Annotated in this window: 20 protein-coding genes; all 20 read right to left on the reverse strand. The window is 49.9% G+C overall.

The features are described from left to right. Window positions 1–416: 416 nt before the first annotated feature. Entirely contained in the window at window positions 417–1,142 is a 726-nt protein-coding gene (gene phoU / locus AACU19_RS20525) for a phosphate signaling complex protein PhoU (RefSeq protein ID WP_000377785.1), read from the reverse strand. A 14-nt stretch (window positions 1,143–1,156) separates the two neighbouring features. Continuing rightward, window positions 1,157–1,930, reverse strand: a complete 774-nt coding sequence (pstB, locus tag AACU19_RS20530; protein WP_000063126.1) for a phosphate ABC transporter ATP-binding protein PstB — start codon at window positions 1,928–1,930, stop codon at window positions 1,157–1,159. A gap of 90 nt (window positions 1,931–2,020) precedes the next feature. Beyond that, complete coding sequence (pstA, locus tag AACU19_RS20535) at window positions 2,021–2,911, reverse strand: phosphate ABC transporter permease PstA (protein WP_001252002.1); 891 nt, start codon at window positions 2,909–2,911, stop codon at window positions 2,021–2,023. Beyond that, a complete protein-coding gene (pstC, locus tag AACU19_RS20540; protein ID WP_000741620.1) occupies window positions 2,911–3,870 on the reverse strand; it encodes a phosphate ABC transporter permease PstC in 960 nt (319 codons plus the stop codon). Before pstC ends, pstA begins: the two co-directional genes overlap by 1 nt. An 85-nt stretch (window positions 3,871–3,955) precedes the next feature. After that, window positions 3,956–4,996: a phosphate ABC transporter substrate-binding protein PstS gene (pstS, locus tag AACU19_RS20545; RefSeq protein WP_000867152.1), complete on the reverse strand. Its 1,041-nt coding sequence runs from the start codon at window positions 4,994–4,996 to the stop codon at window positions 3,956–3,958. Between the two features lie 246 nt (window positions 4,997–5,242). Then, window positions 5,243–6,316 carry a fimbrial protein gene (locus AACU19_RS20550; protein WP_103253845.1) on the reverse strand — a complete coding sequence of 358 codons (1,074 nt, stop codon included), beginning with the start codon at window positions 6,314–6,316 and terminating at the stop codon, window positions 5,243–5,245. 9 nt (window positions 6,317–6,325) lie between these two features. After that, window positions 6,326–8,848, reverse strand: coding sequence for a long polar fimbrial usher protein LpfC-O113 (lpfC-O113, locus tag AACU19_RS20555; RefSeq protein ID WP_105278461.1), 2,523 nt, complete (start codon window positions 8,846–8,848; stop codon window positions 6,326–6,328). Window positions 8,849–8,872: 24 nt separating this feature from the next. Continuing rightward, window positions 8,873–9,604, reverse strand: coding sequence for a long polar fimbrial chaperone LpfB-O113 (lpfB-O113, locus tag AACU19_RS20560; RefSeq protein WP_105278462.1), 732 nt, complete (start codon window positions 9,602–9,604; stop codon window positions 8,873–8,875). A 47-nt stretch (window positions 9,605–9,651) separates the two neighbouring features. Then, window positions 9,652–10,224, reverse strand: a complete 573-nt coding sequence (gene lpfA-O113, locus AACU19_RS20565; RefSeq protein ID WP_000827820.1) for a long polar fimbria major subunit LpfA-O113 — start codon at window positions 10,222–10,224, stop codon at window positions 9,652–9,654. A 305-nt stretch (window positions 10,225–10,529) separates the two neighbouring features. After that, window positions 10,530–12,359, reverse strand: coding sequence for a glutamine--fructose-6-phosphate transaminase (isomerizing) (glmS, locus tag AACU19_RS20570; RefSeq protein WP_039020331.1), 1,830 nt, complete (start codon window positions 12,357–12,359; stop codon window positions 10,530–10,532). Window positions 12,360–12,520: 161 nt separating this feature from the next. After that, on the reverse strand, window positions 12,521–13,891 hold the full coding sequence (glmU, locus tag AACU19_RS20575) for a bifunctional UDP-N-acetylglucosamine diphosphorylase/glucosamine-1-phosphate N-acetyltransferase GlmU (protein ID WP_000933745.1): 1,371 nt from the start codon (window positions 13,889–13,891) through the stop codon (window positions 12,521–12,523). A 275-nt stretch (window positions 13,892–14,166) separates the two neighbouring features. After that, entirely contained in the window at window positions 14,167–14,865 is a 699-nt protein-coding gene (locus AACU19_RS20580; protein ID WP_000008757.1) for a Bax inhibitor-1/YccA family protein, read from the reverse strand. Between the two features lie 196 nt (window positions 14,866–15,061). Then, a complete protein-coding gene (locus AACU19_RS20585) occupies window positions 15,062–15,481 on the reverse strand; it encodes a F0F1 ATP synthase subunit epsilon (RefSeq protein WP_001251965.1) in 420 nt (139 codons plus the stop codon). A gap of 20 nt (window positions 15,482–15,501) precedes the next feature. Then, window positions 15,502–16,884, reverse strand: coding sequence for a F0F1 ATP synthase subunit beta (gene atpD / locus AACU19_RS20590; protein ID WP_000190506.1), 1,383 nt, complete (start codon window positions 16,882–16,884; stop codon window positions 15,502–15,504). 26 nt (window positions 16,885–16,910) lie between these two features. Beyond that, the gene (atpG, locus tag AACU19_RS20595) at window positions 16,911–17,774 is read right to left on the reverse strand and encodes a F0F1 ATP synthase subunit gamma (RefSeq protein ID WP_000896498.1); all 864 of its coding nucleotides are present in this window, start codon (window positions 17,772–17,774) and stop codon (window positions 16,911–16,913) included. A 50-nt stretch (window positions 17,775–17,824) separates the two neighbouring features. Next, a complete protein-coding gene (gene atpA / locus AACU19_RS20600) occupies window positions 17,825–19,366 on the reverse strand; it encodes a F0F1 ATP synthase subunit alpha (RefSeq protein WP_001176745.1) in 1,542 nt (513 codons plus the stop codon). A gap of 12 nt (window positions 19,367–19,378) precedes the next feature. Continuing rightward, complete coding sequence (gene atpH, locus AACU19_RS20605) at window positions 19,379–19,912, reverse strand: F0F1 ATP synthase subunit delta (RefSeq protein ID WP_001288587.1); 534 nt, start codon at window positions 19,910–19,912, stop codon at window positions 19,379–19,381. Between the two features lie 14 nt (window positions 19,913–19,926). Then, window positions 19,927–20,397: a F0F1 ATP synthase subunit B gene (atpF, locus tag AACU19_RS20610; protein ID WP_001052219.1), complete on the reverse strand. Its 471-nt coding sequence runs from the start codon at window positions 20,395–20,397 to the stop codon at window positions 19,927–19,929. Window positions 20,398–20,458: 61 nt separating this feature from the next. After that, window positions 20,459–20,698: a F0F1 ATP synthase subunit C gene (atpE, locus tag AACU19_RS20615; RefSeq protein ID WP_000429386.1), complete on the reverse strand. Its 240-nt coding sequence runs from the start codon at window positions 20,696–20,698 to the stop codon at window positions 20,459–20,461. Between the two features lie 46 nt (window positions 20,699–20,744). Beyond that, window positions 20,745–21,560 (reverse strand): F0F1 ATP synthase subunit A, encoded by an 816-nt coding sequence (atpB, locus tag AACU19_RS20620; protein WP_000135618.1) that lies wholly within the window; start codon window positions 21,558–21,560, stop codon window positions 20,745–20,747. Window positions 21,561–21,567 lie beyond the last annotated feature (7 nt).

The raw sequence follows: 21,567 nt of genomic DNA on the forward strand, positions 1-21,567 counted from the left end.
CTGAACACAATATTTATTCGCCCGCTCACAATACATAACCGTTTTGTATAAAAAAGAACACTTTGGTGTTGTTTTGATACGATTATGACTAAACCACCTATGAATACTGTAAAAAATCGCTCATTTTTTATGTTCCGATATAGGGCTTTTACCCTGGTTTTTTTGTTTTCTTTTCCATTTTCTGTGCGGGTAACGATATAAATGAAAGGAATAACAAAAAAAATTTTATAACGGGGCACTACATTAAAAGTAAAATAATTCAAATGAAATAATATATTTGCATTGCACTGGGGAGAGTTTCGAGGTGAGTTTGTGTGGCAATATTTCAAGGAGAAAGTTTATCAGCCCGGTAACTATGTATGACCGGGCTGATTGCCAGATGCGGCGTAAAAGCCTTATCTGACCTACAGTTAGCGTTACTCTTTCGGGTCTTTTCCGGCCAGCAGTTTATCCAGCTCATCACCGCCTACGTGACGGAAATCCTGACCTTTCACGTAGTAGAAGATAAACTCACAAATATTCTGGCAGCGGTCGCCGATACGTTCGATTGAACGCGCACAAAACAGCGCGGTAAGTACGCTTGGAATGGTGCGCGAATCTTCCATCATGTAGGTCATCAGCTGACGAACAATACCTTCGTACTCCTGATCGACTTTTTTATCTTCACGATAAATACGTACCGCTTCGTCAATGTCCATCCGCGCGAACGCGTCGAGCACGTCGTGCAGCATCTGGATGGTATGACGGCCCAGCGACTCCAGACTTACCAGCAACGGCTGATGCTGCTGGGAGAATTTCTCCAGCGCGGTGCGGCAGATTTTATCCGCCACGTCACCAATACGCTCCAGCTCGGCAATGGTTTTACTGATCACCATCACCAGACGCAGGTCGCTCGCCGTCGGCTGACGTTTGGCAATAATGCGCACGCAGGCTTCATCGATCGCCACTTCCATCATATTGACGTTTTTGTCGCCTTCGATCACCCGCTTCGCCAGATCGCTGTCCTGGTTGTGCATCGCGGTGATTGCATCAGAAAGCTGCTGTTCCACCATGCCGCCCATGGTCATCACCTGCGTGCGGATACTTTCCAGTTCGGCGTTGAACTGGCCGGAAATATGTTTATTAAGATTGAGACTGTCCATAACGCACTCCTGAATCAACCGTAACGACCGGTGATGTAGTCTTCTGTTTGTTTCTTCGCTGGCTTGGTGAACAGATCGTCCGTGTTGCTGAACTCAATCAATTCGCCCAGGTACATAAACGCCGTGTGGTCGGAACAACGAGCAGCCTGCTGCATGTTGTGGGTGACGATCACTACGGTGTAATCCTGCTTCAGTTCGGTGATCAGCTCTTCAATACGCCCGGTAGAGATAGGGTCGAGCGCCGAACACGGTTCGTCGAGCAGCAGCACTTCCGGGCGAATGGCGATACCACGCGCAATGCACAGACGCTGTTGCTGACCACCAGAGAGAGAGTAACCGCTCTGGTGCAATTTATCTTTGGTTTCGTTCCACAATGCGGCTTTGGTCAATGCCCACTGCACGCGCTCATCCATATCCGCACGGGAGAGCTTCTCAAACAGACGAACACCAAAGGCGATGTTGTCGTAAATGGACATCGGGAACGGCGTCGGTTTCTGGAACACCATGCCCACTTTCGCACGCAGCAGGGCGATATCCTGAGTGTTAGTCAGGATGTTGTCGCCATCGAGCAGAATCTCACCTTCCGCACGCTGCTCCGGATACAGTTCAAACATTTTGTTGAAAGTACGCAGCAGCGTCGATTTACCGCAGCCGGACGGCCCGATAAACGCCGTAACCTGGTTTTTGGCGATATCCAGGTTGATGTTTTTCAGGGCATGGAATTTGCCGTAGTAGAAGTTCAAATTACGAACCTGAATTTTACTCGGGGCAGTTTCAACCATACTCATTGCAATCTTTTCCTCATCGTGCCTGATGCACTTCGCTAATCAGGCTTACCGTAGGCCGGATAAGGCGTTCATACCGCATCCGGCAAAGTGTTAACCGTGTTTATTCTTCGCAAAAACAACGCGCGCCAGAATGTTCAGCAGCAGGACGCACAGGGTAATAATCAACACCCCGGCCCAGGCCAATTGCTGCCATTCTGCAAATGGGCTCATCGCAAACTTAAAGATCGTTACCGGCAGGTTGGCGATCGGCTGCATCATGTCCGTGCTCCAGAACTGGTTGGAGAGCGCAGTAAACAGCAGTGGCGCGGTTTCACCAGCAATACGGGCAATCGCCAGCAGGATACCGGTCATAATCCCGGACACCGACGCTTTTAGCGTAATCGCGGAGATCATCTTCCACTTCGGCGTACCCAGCGCATAAGCCGCTTCACGCAGGCTGTCCGGCACCAGTTTCAGCATGTTCTCGGTGGTGCGGATAACAATCGGTACCTGCAACAACGCCAGGGCAATCACGCCCGCCCAGCCGGAGAAGTGCTCCATTTGCGCTACCACGATGGTGTAAACAAACAGACCAACCACAATCGACGGCGCGGAGAGCAGAATGTCGTTAATGAAGCGAATAACTTCTGCCAGCCAGGATTTACGTCCATATTCCGCCAGGTAAATCCCCGCCATAATGCCCAGTGGCGTACCGAATACCGTGGCCCACAAAATTAACAGGCCGCTACCCGCCAGGGCGTTCGCCAGACCACCGCCTTCCGTATTTGGCGGCGGCGTCATTTCAGTGAACAGCGCCAGCGACATACCATCGATACCGCGGGTGATGGTGGACATTAAAATCCAGATCAGCCAAAACAAACCGAAAGCCATCGTCGCCATTGAGAGCGTCAGTGCAATACGGTTTTTGAGGCGGCGACGCGCCTGCATTTTGCGGCGGGATTCTGCCAGCGCCGCAGTGGTTTGCGTTTCAACCATAGCCATTAGCGTGCCCCCTCATTCTTAGCCAGGCGCATAATCATAAATTTCGATGCAGCGAGGACGATGAAGGTAATCACAAACAGGATCAGGCCCAGTTCCATCAGTGCGGCAACGTGCAGACCGGATTCCGCTTCAGCAAATTCGTTCGCCAGCGCAGAGGTGATACTGTTGCCCGGCATGTACAGCGAGGCGCTGTCGAGCTGGTAGGTGTTACCGATGATAAAGGTCACCGCCATGGTTTCACCGAGCGCGCGCCCCAGACCCAACATGATGCCGCCGATAACCCCATTTTTGGTGAACGGAAGAACGATACGCCAGATAACTTCCCAGGTGGTGCAGCCGATACCGTAGGCTGACTCTTTCATCATCACCGGGGTTTGCTCGAATACATCGCGCATTACCGCTGCAATGTACGGAATAATCATGATGGCGAGGATCACGCCTGCCGCGAGGATGCCAATACCAAAGGCCGGGCCGGAGAACAGCGCGCCAACAATCGGGATATTCGACATGATATTGCCGACCGGCTCCTGGAAGTAAACGGCGAACAGCGGCGCAAAGATAAACAGGCCCCACATGCCGTACACGATACTTGGAATGGCTGCCAGCAGCTCAATGGCGATACCCAGCGGGCGCTTCAGCCAGCCAGGCGCAAGCTCGGTCAGGAACAGGGCGATACCGAAACTCACCGGGACGGCGATCAGCAACGCGATAAACGAGGTCACCAGAGTACCGTAGATCGGCACCAGCGCCCCGTAGATATCGTTCGGCGCATCCCACTCTTTGGTCCACAGGAAAGCCAGACCAAATTTCTGAATGCTCGGCCAGGAGGAGATGATCAGAGAGACAATAATGCCACCCAACATCAATAGCACAATCAGCGCCGCCAGTTTTACCAGCACGCTGAAAATTATGTCGCCCTTTTTACCCGGTGGGTTAAAAGCAGGCTTGGTTGCAGCCATAAGTTACTCTTCAGTTAAACGCGTTTACAAAGTCATTTTGTAATGCCGGATAAGCTGTTAATGCCTTATCCGGCATGGTGTTTTATTAGTACAGTGGCTTGCCGCTACTGTCTTTAATATTGGTCTTCCACGCAGCGCGAACTTGTTCAACTACGCTATCCGGCAGGCTGGCGTAATCCAGGTCGTTAGCCTGTTTAGCCCCGGTTTTGTACGCCCAGTCGAAGAACTTCAGCACTTCTACACCCTGCTCAGGTTTCTTCTGATCTTTGTGGACCAGAATGAAGGTGGTAGAAGTGATAGGCCATGCATCTTCGCCTTTCTGGTTGGTCAGATCCTGAGCGAATGTTTTGCTCCAGTCTGCGCCTTTTGCTGCATTAGCGAAGTTTTCTTCGGTCGGACTAACTGGTTTACCATCAGCGGAGATCAGTTTGGTGTACGCCAGGTTGTTCTGTTTAGCGTAAGCATATTCAACGTAACCAATTGCCCCCGGCAGACGCTGAACGAACGCGGCGATACCGTCGTTACCTTTACCGCCCAGACCGATCGGCCATTTTACGGTAGAGCCAGTACCAACGTTGTTTTTCCACTCTTCGTTCACTTTCGCCAGGTAGCTGGTGAAGACGAAGGATGTCCCGGAGCCATCTGCGCGGCGCACTACAGCAATGTTCTGTGAAGGCAGTTTCAGACCCGGATTCAGTTTGGCGATGGCTTCATCATCCCACTTTTTGATTTTGCCCAGGTAGATGTCGCCGAGGGTTTTACCATCCAGCACCAGTTCGCCAGATTTTAGCCCCGGAATATTAACCGCCAGCACCACGCCGCCAATTACGGTCGGGAACTGGAACAGACCTTCCTGAGCCAGTTTTTCGTCAGACAGCGGCGCGTCAGAAGCACCGAAATCAACGGTGTTGGCGATAATCTGTTTTACGCCGCCGGAAGAACCGATACCCTGGTAGTTAACTTTATTACCGGTTTCTTTCTGGTAAGTGTCAGCCCATTTGGCATACACCGGCGCAGGGAAGGTTGCACCTGCACCTGTCAGGCTTGCTTCTGCAAACACAGAGAAAGCGCTCATCGATAAGGTCGCGGCGACAACAGTTGCGACGGTGGTACGCATAACTTTCATAATGTCTCCTGGGAGGATTCATAAAGCATTGTTTGTTGGCTACGAGAAGCAAAATAGGACAAACAGGTGACAGTTATATGTATGGAATATGACAGTTTTATGACACAACGAGATTTATGCGTAATTTATTGATTTTTATAACCTGGAAAAAAGAAAAACCATGTCATCTTTTTGTCATGTCATGTGCAAATAGGTTAGAAAGAGGTGTCTGATGACAACGGTGCGAGGAACACCGTTGTCCTTTGATTAACGAACAATTTCGATGGTGATAGTTGCCGTAGCAGTAAATGTTCCTGGCGCGGGTCGTGCACCAGTGAGGCTCGCAGGGGCAGCAGAAAAAGTTACATTGCCAGCTTTCTCACCAATAACGCTTGTTGCTCCCATATCAGTTGGTAGTTCGCCCCCGTTGACGTTGATTTCCCTGTTATTTTTATCGTAGATTTTTATCCCTACATTTGGGTTTGATGTTACAACCATCGAATTATCGCTACTGGGTTCAGTAGCATAAAAAGAGGTAGTGATATCATCCGTATTCATTATTCCTAAATACTCACACTCAATAGTGACAGTTTTGGTGATTTTATGCGCTGACACAGCACTCCCGACAACAGATGAAAAATCTGCGGCTGGAATAGTACTAAAATCAAAATTAATAGGCTGTAAACTATTAATTTCACAACTTTGTGGCGCAGTGATGTCTCCACGAACATAAACATCAGCCATCGGCTGCGAATAATCAATCGGTGTGTCACGGCTGATAGTTCCGTACAACTTCGCAACAAGCGTTGTGGGAATAGTTACCTTTCCCGCAAAGGGTTTTTTAATATAAAAATAAACCTTAGCCTTGGCACCACTAGAAATATCTAATGGCTCCTCTCTTCCACAATTATATACTGTAGTTACATCAGGATCATTAGCATGATACTCGAATGGTGCATTAACAAATCCGACCCCCAAAAGATCAATTGCTATACCCACATCCAGATGTGGATTAAGATTATAGTAATTTACATTAGAATGAACCCCAGCATAACTTAAAGCATCATTTATTTTTGCCGTGTAGTAAATATAGGGAAATTCACCGACCTTTCCTGTATTACAGTGACAGTGTGCCGGATAAGACCCGCCATTAGTTACTGTTGTATTAAATGTGGACCCCGCTTTATTCTGAGTTGCCGTAATAACATATCCAGGAAAATCAAGCACACTATGAAAAACGCCATTATCCGGAGTACAGATACCTTGAGGGGCCGCAAGAGTCGTACTCGTGTAAAAAATGGCGACAATAGAAAAACACCACAACAGAATATTATTTCTCATAAAAAACCTTTAATTACAGGTGACACTCTGCTCAATTAAACCATTCTCATTTTCTGGTACTGAAAGTGAGTAGCCAAAGGTACATTTCGTGACTGCGTCTCCTCCCCAGGATAAAGTGACCTGCCCTTTATCTGACAGACCCGAGAGATAAAGCTCACCAGAATCACCGACTATTCCTGAATCGGCGGTACTTGTGTTTTGAACTGAGGCAATGGCGCCAAAAGGTGCCGGTTTACCATTTGCATTTACCACTCTGAAGAGAACGCGGTAACCCACATGCGTCACAAACTCCGCTTTAACCACCGCGCCGCGGGTAGGAACCATCGTAACGACGGTATTATCGAGTTCAACATTCGACTTAGAGAAATAGTTGTCGCTGATCGCTACCCGGTTTTCATCATAAGGATTTAGCTGTGTCTTAACCGTGTAACCACGCCAGTCTGTTGCCGCCCCGCGCATATTATCAATTTCCAGACCTGCGGCTCCCGGTGCTTTAATAAGGGCAATGGTTTCACCCAGTTCCTGGCTAAACGTTATCCCTTCACTGTGCGCCAGAATGCCACCCCGGATACCATAATTGAGTCGCTGAGAATTTTGGCTGTAGTTATAACTGCCGTTTAACGTGCCGTAGGTACCGTCATAGGTCAGCGACATATTACCGCCTACTTGATCATCGCGGCTGTTATAGGACTGCATGAGATTCCAGGAGAGATTATTTTTCTCCAGCGCCGTACCGCTTAGGCCAAGTTGATGCGAGCTACCAGAATCATCATTTTGCGAAACCGAATAGGTGGCATAACTATTTCCCCACCAGCCCGATAATGGAACTGATAAAGAGAGCATGTAGATTTGTTCGCTGGTGTTATCATTGGCATAACTATTACTCGTCCCTTGCCGGGCCGTATTGGAATAACTCCATGAGACGTTCCACGAGAGGCGCTTCCAGCTACTGCTGTAACCAAATTGGATTAATCGTTCGACATCATCTGTGTGCCAATATTGCTGGCGGCTTAATGTCAGGTATAAGTTGCCATAATCTCTGCCCAGCGATTGCGTTAACGTTCCTTCCACACGGCTGCGACGGTTTCCGGTTTGCCAGAAATCTTCGGGACTATTTTGCCGGGAGGCCCATTCATTGAGGGTATAGTAGCCTTCGGTAGAGTAACGATAGCCAACCAGGCGTAAGCTGGTGTCTGTATCGTCAAAACGTTTTGAATACAGAAAACGATATGATTGACCCGTTTCCGCATCATCATCTGCAAATTTCGCTCTGGCATGTGTCGCATCTAAAGAGATGGCTCCCAGAGCACCGAGATCTTTACCTACCCCCAAAGCAACAGAACCATACTTTTCAGCAGCCTGTACGCCGCCATACAAGGTAAAACCGTAGGGCAAGCCATGAAGGATCTGTGCCTGAAGCACGTCAGGAGTAAAACCATCTTCATCGCGCAGTTCCCCCACGCTAACATCTACATCGGTCTGACCTTCACGTTTGAGGATAGCCAGCGACGCATAAGGCTGGGTGAATCGTTGTTCACTACCATCTTCTTCCTTGATAGTTACATCCAGGTCGCCGCCTGAGCTGGCAGTATTCAGGTCGGTGATTTCAAAGGCGCCTTGTGGAACGGCTGACTGATAAATTACGTAGCCGTTCTGCCGAATGATGACGGTGGCGTTGGATTTTGCAATCCCACGAACCACTGGCGCGAAGCCATTCTGGCTGGCGGGTAACATATCTTTATCAGTATATAGTCGTGCACCACGGATTTGCGTGCTGTCGAAAATATCGCTCGCCGTCCACGTATCGCCGATCATAATCTGGCTTCTTAACGCAGCAATATCACGTTGTATCCAGGTACTGATAGAGTTGTATTCCGCACGACCATCGGTGGTGTTCAAGGTGCTGTAATTGCGGAGTCGCCACGGCCCAATATTGAGTCCGTTACGCAGGTTGAGATAACTGGTATCGGTCTCCTGTGAGCTGTAATCCGAGCGCAGAGTATGTGAACCGGAAAAATCGTAGTTGATAGTCAGTGCGTTAATTCCCTCATCCCAACGCGTGGGGCTTATGTAATCGTAAGCCATCGCATCCATATAGATCTGGGGAATGGTGATATTCAGTTGCAGCTTATCGCCGTCCAGTTGCCATGTAGAGCCTTCAATGCGTGATGCAGGGTCAATACAGGCCTGGTCATCCACTTTATTGAGCGATTTCAGCGCGTCAACTTTTACACCAAAGGAAGTCAGCGTTTTTTTAACCGCGACAAAGCAGGCGTGCAGATCGGCATCAGGGTTATCCTGAACAAAAGTCACATCCTGCCGTTCGAACATTTTGCCATTGATAAAAATATCAACACTGTAGACGCCGGGAGGTATGTGATTCGCTTTGTTAAACTGGCGAATATCGACTCCGGATTGATGGTCTATTTCCAGCAGCGCCGGATTAAATATGCTGACCTCGGCCATCACACTTTGCGAGAAAACGAGACATGTCCCTGCCGTCAGACCAACTGCTATTCTGGTCGTAACCATAATTCGCCTATCCTTATGCAATGCTTACAACGCTTGCTTTAATGGTTCGCTTATCGCACCGTAATCATTAATAAATCGCCAGGTCATTTGGCTACCCGAAGAATTAGCAGGCAACGGTAACGTGAGCGTCTCGAAAGGGCGGATCATGTTAAGAGGTACATCATGGCCATCAACAATGACATCCATCACGCTGATATGAATCGGGTTAGGGTTCTCAGCAATAAGATTTCGGCCTTCCCGATGCCACTTCACCTTTGGTGCGGCATCTTCGGGAATCATGCGGATAGATGCCGGTCTCCAGAAAAGCTTAATTCGCGTTTTAACGGCGATTTCCAGCGAGTTCGCTTCTTTGCTGCTCGCAGAGGGTGGAATATTTTTGATATTTAGCCAGAAGACAGACTCTCGATCCTCTGGTAATGACAAGCCTTTAGTGTGGACAATACGTAATATTTTTTCTTGCGCGGGTTCTAACCGTGATACCGGAGGAATAACAATAAATGGCGCTTTAGTTTTATCATCTTTATTAAACGGATCCACCCATGACTGGATGAGATAAGGAATTTTTTCTTCCTTACTAAATACAGAAATAGATTTATCAGCATTATTACTCAAATAAACAACCCGTGTACCGCCAATGACAACACCTGCACAGGTCAATGTCGGCTGGAGGAAAAAGATGCTTAGAATAATAATCCTCAATAAATTACACGAAATTGTTGTTTTAAAGAGCCTGATTAAACAACTTTTTCTGGACATAACGACTCCCTGGCCAAAGCCAACTGAATAAAAAGGCCCTGTATTAATTATTTCTTATATTCGACGGTGAATTGTGAATCCGCGTTTGCTGTACCCGCCGTTACGGTCGTATTGGTAGCAACATAGCGTGCAATAAACTTCATTTCAGCCTTACCGTCAGCGTCGATTGTGCTATAAGCAGAGTCGTTATAAAGTTTAACCTGAGAATTATCCGCCCGGTTAAAAATACGAATACCGACGCCGGTTGCCGCAATCGCTTGTCCTGTACCGGTAAAATCGCCAGGTGTACCTGATGTCAGCGGTGTACCCACTTTCAGGTCACCGTCTCCGCCAGGTGCTTCAGTACCATCGAAACGGACGGCTGCCTGAGTATAGGTTGCTGGGCAATTTTCCAGTTTAATACTAAATTGCTGTGGTGACGCCAGGCTGCCTACTCCTGAAAACGCACTTTTACTGACCTTACCAAGAGGTACTGTTTGATCGGCGGTATCGGAAGTCACTTCGCATGTGCTATCGACAATTTCACCGACAAAGTGAACAACGCCATCTTCTGCAAGTGCATTTCCGGCTAACATTAAAGATGCCAGCGTAATTGCACCGCCAATAATATTACGTTTCATACAAACTCCATTGATATAATATATCCTTCAGTCTAAATCATAACTTAAATTAATAAGTGATTTTATGATTCAGAGGCATAGTACACCAAAGGGGTATTTTTATCTAAAAATAATATTAATTATGCGAAATTAAATATAAATTTATTATATAAATATTATTAAAACAGTAAAAAATCAAGTGCGTAATAGGACATCACCAATAATTCAGAATATATTTATATTAATTTGTGCATCAATAATAAACCGTTGATACACTTTATAAAAAAGGCCGCCCGTCGGCAGCCCTTTTATATCAATGATGAAAATTACTCAACCGTTACCGATTTTGCCAGATTACGCGGCTGGTCAACGTCAGTGCCTTTAATCAGCGCAACGTGATAGGCCAGCAGCTGCAGCGGAACGGTGTAGAAGATCGGTGCAATCACCTCTTCCACATGCGGCATCTCGATGATGTGCATGTTATCACTGCTCACAAAACCAGCATCCTGATCGGCGAAGACGTACAACTGACCGCCACGCGCGCGAACTTCTTCAATGTTGGATTTCAGTTTTTCCAGCAATTCGTTGTTCGGTGCGACGACGATAACCGGCATATCCGCGTCAATCAGCGCCAGCGGACCGTGTTTCAGTTCGCCTGCTGCGTAGGCTTCCGCATGAATATAAGAGATCTCTTTCAGCTTCAATGCGCCTTCCAGCGCGATTGGGTACTGATCGCCACGGCCCAGGAACAGCGCGTGGTGTTTGTCAGAGAAATCTTCTGCCAGAGCTTCAATGCGTTTGTCCTGAGACAGCATCTGCTCAATACGGCTCGGTAACGCCTGCAGACCATGCACGATATCATGCTCAATGGAGGCATCGAGACCTTTCAGGCGAGACAGCTTCGCCACCAGCATCAACAACACGGTTAACTGAGTGGTGAATGCTTTGGTGGACGCCACGCCAATTTCCGTACCCGCATTGGTCATCAGCGCCAAATCGGATTCACGTACCAGCGAAGAGCCAGGAACGTTACAGATTGCCAGCGATCCAAGGTAACCCAATTCTTTTGACAGACGCAGACCCGCCAGGGTATCCGCGGTTTCGCCAGACTGCGACAGAGTGATCATCAGGCTGTTACGACGCACGGCTGATTTGCGATAGCGGAATTCAGAGGCGATTTCAACATCGCACGGAATACCTGCCAGCGCTTCAAACCAGTAGCGGGAAACCATACCGGAGTTGTAAGAAGTACCACAGGCGAGGATCTGAATATGCTCAACCTTCGACAGCAGTTCGTCGGCGTTCGGTCCCAGCTCGCTCAAATCAACCTGACCGTGGCTGATGCGCCCGGTAAGGGTGTTTTTGATCGCGTTCGGCTGTTCGTAGATCTCTTTCTGCATGTAGTGGCGGTAAATACCTTTATCGCCCGCGTCATATTGCAGATTGGATTCGATATCCTGACGTTTCACTTCCGCGCCAGTTTTATCGAAGATGTTTACCGAACGGCGAGTGATTTCCGCAATATCGCCTTCTTCAAGGAAGATAAAGCGACGGGTCACTGGCAACAGCGCCAACTGGTCAGAAGCAATAAAGTTTTCGCCCATGCCCAGGCCAATCACCAGCGGGCTACCAGAACGAGCCGCCAGCAGGGTATCCGGGTGACGGGAGTCCATAATTACCGTACCGTACGCGCCGCGCAGTTGCGGAATAGCACGCAGAACAGCCTCACGCAGAGTACCGCCTTGTTTCAGTTCCCAGTTCACCAGGTGTGCAATCACTTCGGTGTCGGTTTCAGAAACGAAGGTATAGCCACGTGTTTTTAACGCTTCACGCAGCGGTTCATGGTTTTCGATGATACCGTTATGCACCACCACAATGTGTTCAGAAACATGCGGATGCGCATTCACTTCTGAAGGTTCGCCGTGCGTCGCCCAGCGAGTGTGAGCAATCCCGGTGCCGCCATGCAGAGGATGTTCTTCCGCTGCCTGGGCCAGCATCTGGACTTTACCGAGGCGACGCAGGCGGGTCATATGACCTTCTGCATCTACAACCGCCAGACCGGCAGAGTCATATCCGCGGTATTCCAGACGACGTAAACCTTCAAGAAGGATTTCTGCTACATCACGTTGCGCGATCGCGCCAACAATTCCACACATAGTTTTTGATTCCGATTTATATCGTTGTCGGTCAACCTGTATGCCCGTTTTTCGGGCGCCCCGAGCCTTTGTAGAGAGTGGGGTTATTTTTATAGTTACTGCTTGTGGGCGGGAGATTATGTTATCTCCTCACCCCATATGGCCGGATTACCCAGCCAGAATTACTTTTTCTTTACCGGACGACGCCAGCCTTCTTTTTGCGACTGCGGCACACGGCTGATTGCCAGAGCATTTTCGCCAACATTACGCGTCACAGTTGTACCCGCAGCAATGGTTGCGCCTTTGCCTACCGTTACCGGGGCCACCAGCTGAGTATCGGATCCAACAAACACATCGTCGCCAATAATGGTTTTAAATTTATTGGCACCATCGTAGTTGCAGGTAATGGTTCCTGCGCCGATGTTGACGTTATCGCCAATTTCCGCATCCCCCAGGTAAGTCAGATGACCAGCTTTCGAGCCTTTACCCAGACGCGCTTTTTTCATCTCAACGAAGTTACCGACGTGTGCGCCTTCCAGCAACTCAGCACCAGGACGCAGACGGGCAAACGGGCCAATGGTACAGGCCGCTGCCAGATTCGCATCTTCCACAACGGTATACGGGCTAATTTCGCAATCATCGCCAATCACGCTGTTTTTAATCACGCAACCGGTGCCGATTTTCACGCGATTACCGAGAGTCACGTTGCCCTCGATGATAACGTTAGTATCAATTTCAACATCGCGCCCGTGAGTAAGCGTACCGCGCAGATCAAAACGCGCCGGATCGCGCAGCATAACGCCTGCTAACAGCAGTTTTTCAGCTTGTTCGGATTGATAAACACGCTCCAGACGCGAGAGTTGCAGGCGGTTATTCACGCCTTCTACTTCGCTTAAACGTTGCGGATGAACGGCAACGATTTCACGCCCTTCCTGATACGCCAGCGCAATAATGTCGGTGATGTAGTATTCGCCCTGCGCATTATTGTTGGTCAGTTTAGCCAGCCAGCGTTTCATATCTGCGCCGTTGGCGATCAGAATGCCGGTGTTGATCTCCTGAATCTGACGCTGCTCGTCGGTGGCATCTTTGTGCTCAACAATGCCGGTAACTTTGCCGTTTTCACGGGTGATACGTCCATAACCGGTCGGATCATCCAGTTTAACCGTCAGCAGACCAATGCCACCCTGCGGTTTCGCATCACGCAGGCGCTGGAGTGTTTCAACAGAGATCAGCGGCACGTCGCCGTAGAGCATTAAAATGTCTTCGTCATCGGCAAAAAAAGGTGCGGCTTGCTGCATTGCATGGCCCGTACCCAGCTGTTCTGCCTGAAGCACCCAGTTCAGGTTATCGTCTTTCAACGCCTGTTTAAGCAGATCGCCGCCGTGACCGTACACCAGGTGAACGTGCGCTGCGCCTAATTCATTCGCAGCATCAATGACATGCTGAACCATCGCTTTCCCGGCAAGGGTATGCAGCACTTTCGGAAGATCGGAATACATGCGCGTGCCTTTACCTGCGGCAAGGATCACTACGCTCATAGCATTATTCAACATACGCGTCCTGACTGTAATTTGAGAACGAATTTAAACCGCTTCACCTTGAAAAAACTACATTTTTTTCATCGTGAAATGGACAGAGGATAAATTGTTCAATAACGGATTATCCCCGCTAACGAAAGTGCCATTTTCGACCATCGTCACGCCTTTTGTCTGCAGAAAATTAAGGCAGTACCTTCATTTAAGCGTCAGGTGGATGTTTTTGCTCTTATTTCGATCAATGAATAAACGGGAAAACCAGCGAATAATTTCGCTGGTTTATACAAGCAGGGTTAATCGCGGGACATGAAAATGCGCAGAACATACCAGAACATGGTAGCAATAGAGGCGAAGAGATGTAGCGCCGCACCTGCCGGACGATCGGTAGGATAATGATGAATAATATTAGACGTGTCGTACAGCACGAAGCCAGCACACAACAGCACCATTGCCGCCGAGAACCAGACGCCCAGTGAGAATCCCATAAAAATGCTCGCGATAATGGCACCGAAAGCGATAAAGCCCGCCATGGTTAAAAACGAACGCATGAAAGAGAAATCTTTTTTGGTCGTGAAGGCAGTGAATGTCAGACCACCCACAAGCAGTGCTGTGGTGATGCCCGCCGCGCCAATAATTGCTGGATTAATATACGCTGCCAGTGTCAGTAAAGGTGCAAAAATTAACGCTTCTGCCAGTACGTATATCCCCAGTCCAATCAGTTGGGTCTGATTAGACTCCACATTATCTGCCAGACGAGTCGCCAGCATGCTGACCAGAATAAAAGCACCCAGCACCACCAGCCAACCAAACTGACCACTGTTCATCAGCACCCTAAGCATCATTTTGCCAAGCCCACTAAAGATAAACAGCGCGCTGAGAATGATGAACCCGACAACTGCCCCAGCCAGATGCATATAAGCACGGCGGATAAAGGTGGCGCGATCGGTCATCACAACCGGTTGGACACCTTCAAAAGACGTTTTAAAAGACATAGATATGATCCCTCATATAATTATAGAAATAATAATAACAACAGGGACGATATCACTATGGAGAAAAGGTGACAATTAACGACTTGGCAAGACGCTAACTTTTTGATGAATAATATAATTTTTGTATCAATCAGCAAAATACATATAAAAAAGCCAGTCTGTTTCCAGACTGGCTTTTGAGCTTTTCAAGCCGGTGTTACATCGCTTTTTTGGTCAACTCGATAACGCGCAACTGCGCGATCGCTTTGGCCAGTTCCGCAGACGCCTGAGCGTAATCTACGTCGCCGTGAGAGCTGCTAATGTGCTCTTCAGCCTTACGTTTCGCTTCCATGGCTCGCGCTTCGTCGAGATCCTGGCCGCGAATTGCGGTGTCGGCCAGAACGGTCACGTTGCCAGGCTGCACTTCAAGAATACCGCCAGACAGATAGATAAACTCTTCGTGACCGTGCTGTTTCACGATGCGAATCATACCAGGCTTAATGGCGGTGAGCAGCGGTGCGTGGCCCGGGTAAATGCCCAGTTCACCTTCGCTACCCGTTACCTGGATTTTCTCGACCAGACCAGAGAACATTTGTTGCTCTGCGCTGACGACGTCCAGGTGGTAAGTCATTGCCATATCACCCTCCGATTAAGGCGTTAAAGTTTTTTGGCTTTTTCCACTGCTTCTTCGATGGAACCGACCATGTAGAACGCCTGCTCCGGCAGGTGATCGTATTCGCCTTCCATGATGCCTTTAAAGCCACGGATGGTGTCTTTCAGGGAGACGTATTTACCCGGAGAACCGGTGAATACTTCTGCCACGAAGAACGGCTGGGACAGGAAGCGCTGGATCTTACGAGCACGCGCTACCACCAGTTTGTCTTCTTCAGACAGTTCATCCATACCCAGGATGGCGATGATGTCTTTCAGTTCCTGATAACGTTGCAGGATGGACTGAACGCCACGCGCGGTGTCGTAGTGTTCCTGACCAACCACCAGCGGGTCCAGCTGACGGCTGGTAGAGTCCAGCGGATCAACGGCCGGGTAGATACCCAGAGACGCGATCTGACGACTCAGTACCACGGTTGCGTCAAGGTGCGCAAAGGTGGTTGCCGGAGACGGGTCAGTCAAGTCATCCGCAGGTACGTATACCGCCTGTACGGAGGTGATAGAACCGGTTTTGGTGGAAGTGATACGTTCCTGCAGAACGCCCATCTCTTCCGCCAGGGTCGGCTGATAACCTACCGCTGAAGGCATACGGCCCAGCAGTGCGGATACTTCCGTACCGGCCAGGGTGTAACGATAGATGTTGTCAACAAACAGCAGAACGTCACGACCTTCGTCACGGAATTTCTCAGCCATGGTCAGGCCGGTCAGTGCAACGCGCAGACGGTTTCCCGGCGGCTCGTTCATCTGGCCATATACCAGGGATACTTTGTCGATAACGTTGGAGTCGGTCATTTCGTGGTAGAAGTCGTTACCCTCACGAGTACGTTCACCTACGCCCGCAAACACAGAGTAACCGGAGTGCTCGATCGCGATGTTACGAATAAGCTCCATCATGTTTACGGTTTTACCTACACCCGCACCACCGAACAGACCGACTTTACCGCCCTTAGCGAACGGACACATCAGGTCGATAACTTTGATACCGGTTTCCAGCAGTTCCTGAGAGTTTGACAGCTCTTCGTAGGAAGGTGCTGCGCGGTGAATCGCCCAACGCTCTTCTTCACCGATCTCGCCTTTCATGTCGACTGGTTCACCCAGTACGTTCATGATACGGCCCAGAGTCGCTTTACCTACCGGGACTTCGATCGGGTGTTCGAGGTCTTTTACATCCAGACCGCGACGCAGACCGTCGGAGGAACCCATTGCGATGGTACGCACGATACCGCCGCCGAGCTGCTGCTGAACTTCCAGCACCAGACGCTCATTACCATTTTGCACCTCAAGAGCATCGTACACGCGCGGTACGGCATCCTGAGGGAATTCGACGTCAACTACGGCGCCGATTACCTGGACAATCTTTCCAGTAGCCATCTTAAATCCTCTACGAAATAACCTGTTTAAACCGCGGCGGCCCCCGAGACGATCTCGGTGAGTTCCTGAGTAATGCTGGCCTGACGAGCTTTGTTGTATACCAACTGCAGCTCTTTAATCAGGCTGCCGCCATTGTCGGTCGCGGCTTTCATCGCCACCATACGGGCGGCCTGCTCGCTGGCCAGGTTTTCAACCACGCCCTGATAAACCTGAGATTCGACATAACGACGCAGCAGGGTATCCAGCAACGCCTTCGGATCGGGTTCGTACAGGTAATCCCAGGATTTATGTTTCAGATCATCATCATCTGATGCCGGTAACGGCAGCAGCTGGCTGATGGTCGGAACCTGAGACATGGTGTTAATAAATTTGTTGCTGACAATGTAAAGCTTGTCCAGACGGCCTTCGTCGTAGGCCTGCAACATCACTTTTACCGGACCAATCAGTTCGGACAGGGAAGGGTTATCCCCCATGCCGGTGACCTGGGCAACAACATTGCCGCCCACGGAGTTGAAGAACGACACGCCTTTCGAGCCGATCATTGCGAGGTCGCATTGAACGCCTTTGTCGGTCCAGGTCTTCATTTCCGCCAGCAGTTTTTTGAACAGGTTAATGTTCAAACCACCGCACAAACCACGGTCGGTCGACACCACCAGGTAGCCTACGCGTTTAACGTCGCGGTCTTCCAGGTATGGGTGCTTATATTCCAGATTACCGTGTGCAAGGTGACCAATCACTTTGCGCATGGTTTCTGCATAAGGACGGCTGGCCGCCATGCGATCCTGCGATTTACGCATTTTGGAAGCGGCGACCATCTCCATCGCTTTAGTGATCTTTTGCGTGTTCTGGACGCTTGCGATCTTACTACGTATCTCTTTTGCGCCGGCCATGAGCTTCTCCTCAATGCCTTGCGGCCTGCCCTAAGGCAAGCCGCCAGACGTTACCAGGATTGGGTTGCTTTGAAGGAATCGAGGATGCCTTTCAGCTTGCCTTCGATTTCGTCGTTGTAGCCACCGGTCTGGTTGATCTCTTGCATCAACGGAGCGTGATCACGGTCGACGTAAGCCAGCAGAGCGGCTTCGAAGCTGCCGATTTTCGACAGTTCAACATCCGCCAGGTAACCACGTTCTGCTGCGAACAGAACCAGAGACTGTTGCGCTACGGACATCGGCGCATACTGTTTCTGTTTCAGCAGTTCGGTCACTTTCTGACCGTGGTCAAGCTGCTTACGTGTTGCATCGTCAAGGTCGGATGCAAACTGAGAGAACGCTGCCAGTTCACGATACTGTGCCAGAGCGGTACGGATACCACCGGACAGTTTTTTCATGATCTTGGTCTGTGCTGCACCACCAACACGGGATACGGAGATACCCGGGTTAACCGCAGGACGAATACCGGCGTTGAACAGGTTGGTTTCCAGGAAGATCTGACCATCGGTAATGGAGATTACGTTAGTCGGAACGAACGCAGAAACGTCACCCGCCTGAGTTTCGATAATCGGCAGCGCGGTCAGAGAACCGGTTTTCCCTTTCACTTCACCTTTGGTGAAGGCTTCAACGTATTCGGCGTTAACACGCGCAGCACGCTCCAGCAGACGAGAGTGGAGGTAGAATACGTCGCCCGGGAATGCTTCACGTCCTGGCGGACGACGGAGCAGCAGGGAGATCTGACGGTAAGCAACAGCCTGTTTAGACAGGTCATCGTAAATGATCAGCGCATCTTCACCGCGGTCACGGAAGTATTCGCCCATTGCGCAACCGGCATACGGCGCCAGGTATTGCAGTGCAGCGGATTCAGACGCGGTTGCTACCACAACGATGGTGTTAGCCAGTGCGCCGTGCTCTTCCAGTTTACGTACCACGTTAGAAATAGTGGACGCTTTCTGGCCGATAGCGACATAGATACATTTGATACCGGAATCGCGCTGGTTAATGATGGCATCGATTGCCAGTGCGGTTTTACCGGTCTGACGGTCACCGATGATCAATTCACGCTGACCACGACCGATTGGGATCATGGAGTCAACGGCTTTATAACCGGTCTGTACCGGCTGATCTACGGACTGACGTTCGATAACGCCCGGGGCGATAGCTTCTACAGCAGAGAAGCCGTCGTGATCCAGCGGACCTTTACCGTCGATTGGTGCACCCAGAGTGTTAACCACACGGCCCAGCAGGCCACGGCCAACCGGAACTTCCAGGATACGGCCAGTACACTTAACTTTCATGCCTTCGGCAAGGTCAGCGTAGGGACCCATAACAACCGCACCTACAGAGTCACGCTCGAGGTTCAGTGCGATAGCGTAACGGTTACCCGGCAGGGAGATCATTTCACCCTGCATACAATCGGCCAGGCCGTGGATGCGGATAACACCGTCACTTACAGAAACAATAGTACCTTCGTTGTGAGCTTCACTCACAACATTGAACTGAGCAATGCGCTGCTTGATCAGTTCGCTGATTTCGGTGGAATTCAGTTGCATGCTCCAGTCCCCTTAAGACTGCAAGACGTCTGCAAGGCGCTCAAGACGACCGCGTACGCTGCCATCAATGACCATATCACCCGCTCGGATGATAACGCCTGCCATTACAGACTTATCGATTTTGCAATTCAGCTTAACTTTGCGTGACAGACGTTTTTCCATCGCAGCAGAAATTTTCGCGAGCTGTTGTTCACTCAACGCGGCAGCGGAAATGACGTCTACCTCAGCGGTAGCCTCACTCACAGCACGCAGGTGAATAAACTGCTCCAGAACATCCGGGAGCGCATTAAGACGACCATTTTCAGCCATAACCCGAATCAGGTTCTGACCGTTTTCGTCCAGTTGCTCACCACAAACTGCGATAAACGACTCGGCGAGCGTTTCTGGCGCAAGCGCGCCAGAGAGAAGCTCTGCCATTTGTTCGTTTTTGGTTACCTCGGCGGCAAACGCCAGCATGTCCTGCCAGCGTTCTACACTTTGGTGTTCGACGGCAAAGTCAAAAGCTGCTTTGGCGTAGGGGCGAGCTACCGTAATAAATTCAGACATCAGCCCCTCCCTCCTTACAGTTCAGCGACAAGTTTATCCACGATGTCGCTGTTAGCAGCTTCATCCACGGAACGTTCGATGATCTTCTCGGCGCCAGCAACAGCCAGGATAGCAACTTGCTTACGCAGCTCTTCACGGGCACGTTTACGCTCGGCTTCAATTTCCGCCTGCGCCTGGGCCACGATTTTAGTACGTTCCTGCTCTGCTTCAGCTTTAGCTTCGTCCAGAATCTGCGAGCGGCGTTTGTTCGCCTGCTCGATGATTACCTGGGCTTCCGCTTTCGCTTTTTTCAGCTGGTCGGTCGCGCTGGCCTTTGCAAGGTCAAGGTCCTTATGTGCTCGTTCTGCGGAAGCAAGGCCGTCAGCAATTTCTTTTTGACGTTTTTCGATGGCTGCCATTAATGGCGGCCATACGTACTTCATGCAGAACAGAACGAACAGGACAAACGCGATGGCCTGGCCGAGGATTGTTGCGTTAAGATTCACAGCACAATGCCTCTATTTAGTTAACGTTCTGATATTGCTCTTTAAATAAAAGCAACGCTTACTACGCGACAGCGAACATCACGTACAGACCCAGACCTACAGCGATCATCGGGATAGCATCCACCAGACCCATAACGATAAAGAACTGAGTACGCAGCAGAGGAATCAGATCAGGTTGACGCGCTGCGCCTTCCAGGAATTTACCCCCGAGGATGCCGATACCGATCGCAGCACCGATTGCCGCCAGACCCATCATCACAGCGGCAGCCATGTACAGCAGATCCATATTCAGGTTTTCCATGACAGTCTCCAGTTTGTTTCAGTTAAAACGTAGTAGTGTTGGTAAATTAATGTTCTTCAGACGCCATCGACAGATAGACGATCGTCAGAACCATGAAGATGAAGGCTTGCAGCGTAATGATCAGGATGTGGAAAATGGCCCACGGCACATTCAGAATCCACTGTGACCACCACGGCAACAGACCAGCAATCAGAATGAAAATCAGCTCACCGGCGTACATGTTACCGAACAGTCGCAAACCGAGTGAAACTGGTTTGGACAGCAGGCTTACCCCTTCAAGGATTAAGTTGACAGGAATGAACGCCCAGTGATTGAACGGCTGCAGCGTCAACTCTTTCGTGAAGCCGCCGATGCCTTTCATTTTGATGCTGTAGAACAGAATCAGGATAAATACGCCCAGTGCCATAGACAGCGTTACGTTCACGTCCGCAGACGGAACCACACGCAGTGCCGGCAGCCCCAGTACATGTTCAGCGATGTACGGCAGCAGATCGATAGGCAGTAAGTCCATCAAGTTCATCAGGAATACCCAGACGAAAATCGTCAGGGCCAGCGGAGCAATCAGCTTGCTTTTGCCATGGTACATGTCTTTCACGCTACCATTAACAAAGCCGATCACCAGCTCAATCGCGGTCTGAAACTTACCTGGCACGCCGCTGGTCGCCTTTTTGGCTACACTACGGAATAAAACCAGGAACAACAGACCCAGCACCACCGAGAAGAACATGGAGTCAATATTAATTGTCCAGAAGGTGGCTGGGGGGTTATGCGGATCCACCAGCGAGAATGTACGCAGGTCCAGCTGAAGGTTATTCAGGTGGTGTCCTATGTAATCCTGCGGCGTCATATTTTCTGAAGCCATGATGCCT

The sequence above is a fragment of the Escherichia sp. MOD1-EC4550 genome, from assembly GCF_963876935.1.
Lineage (GTDB): Bacteria > Pseudomonadota > Gammaproteobacteria > Enterobacterales > Enterobacteriaceae > Escherichia > Escherichia coli_F.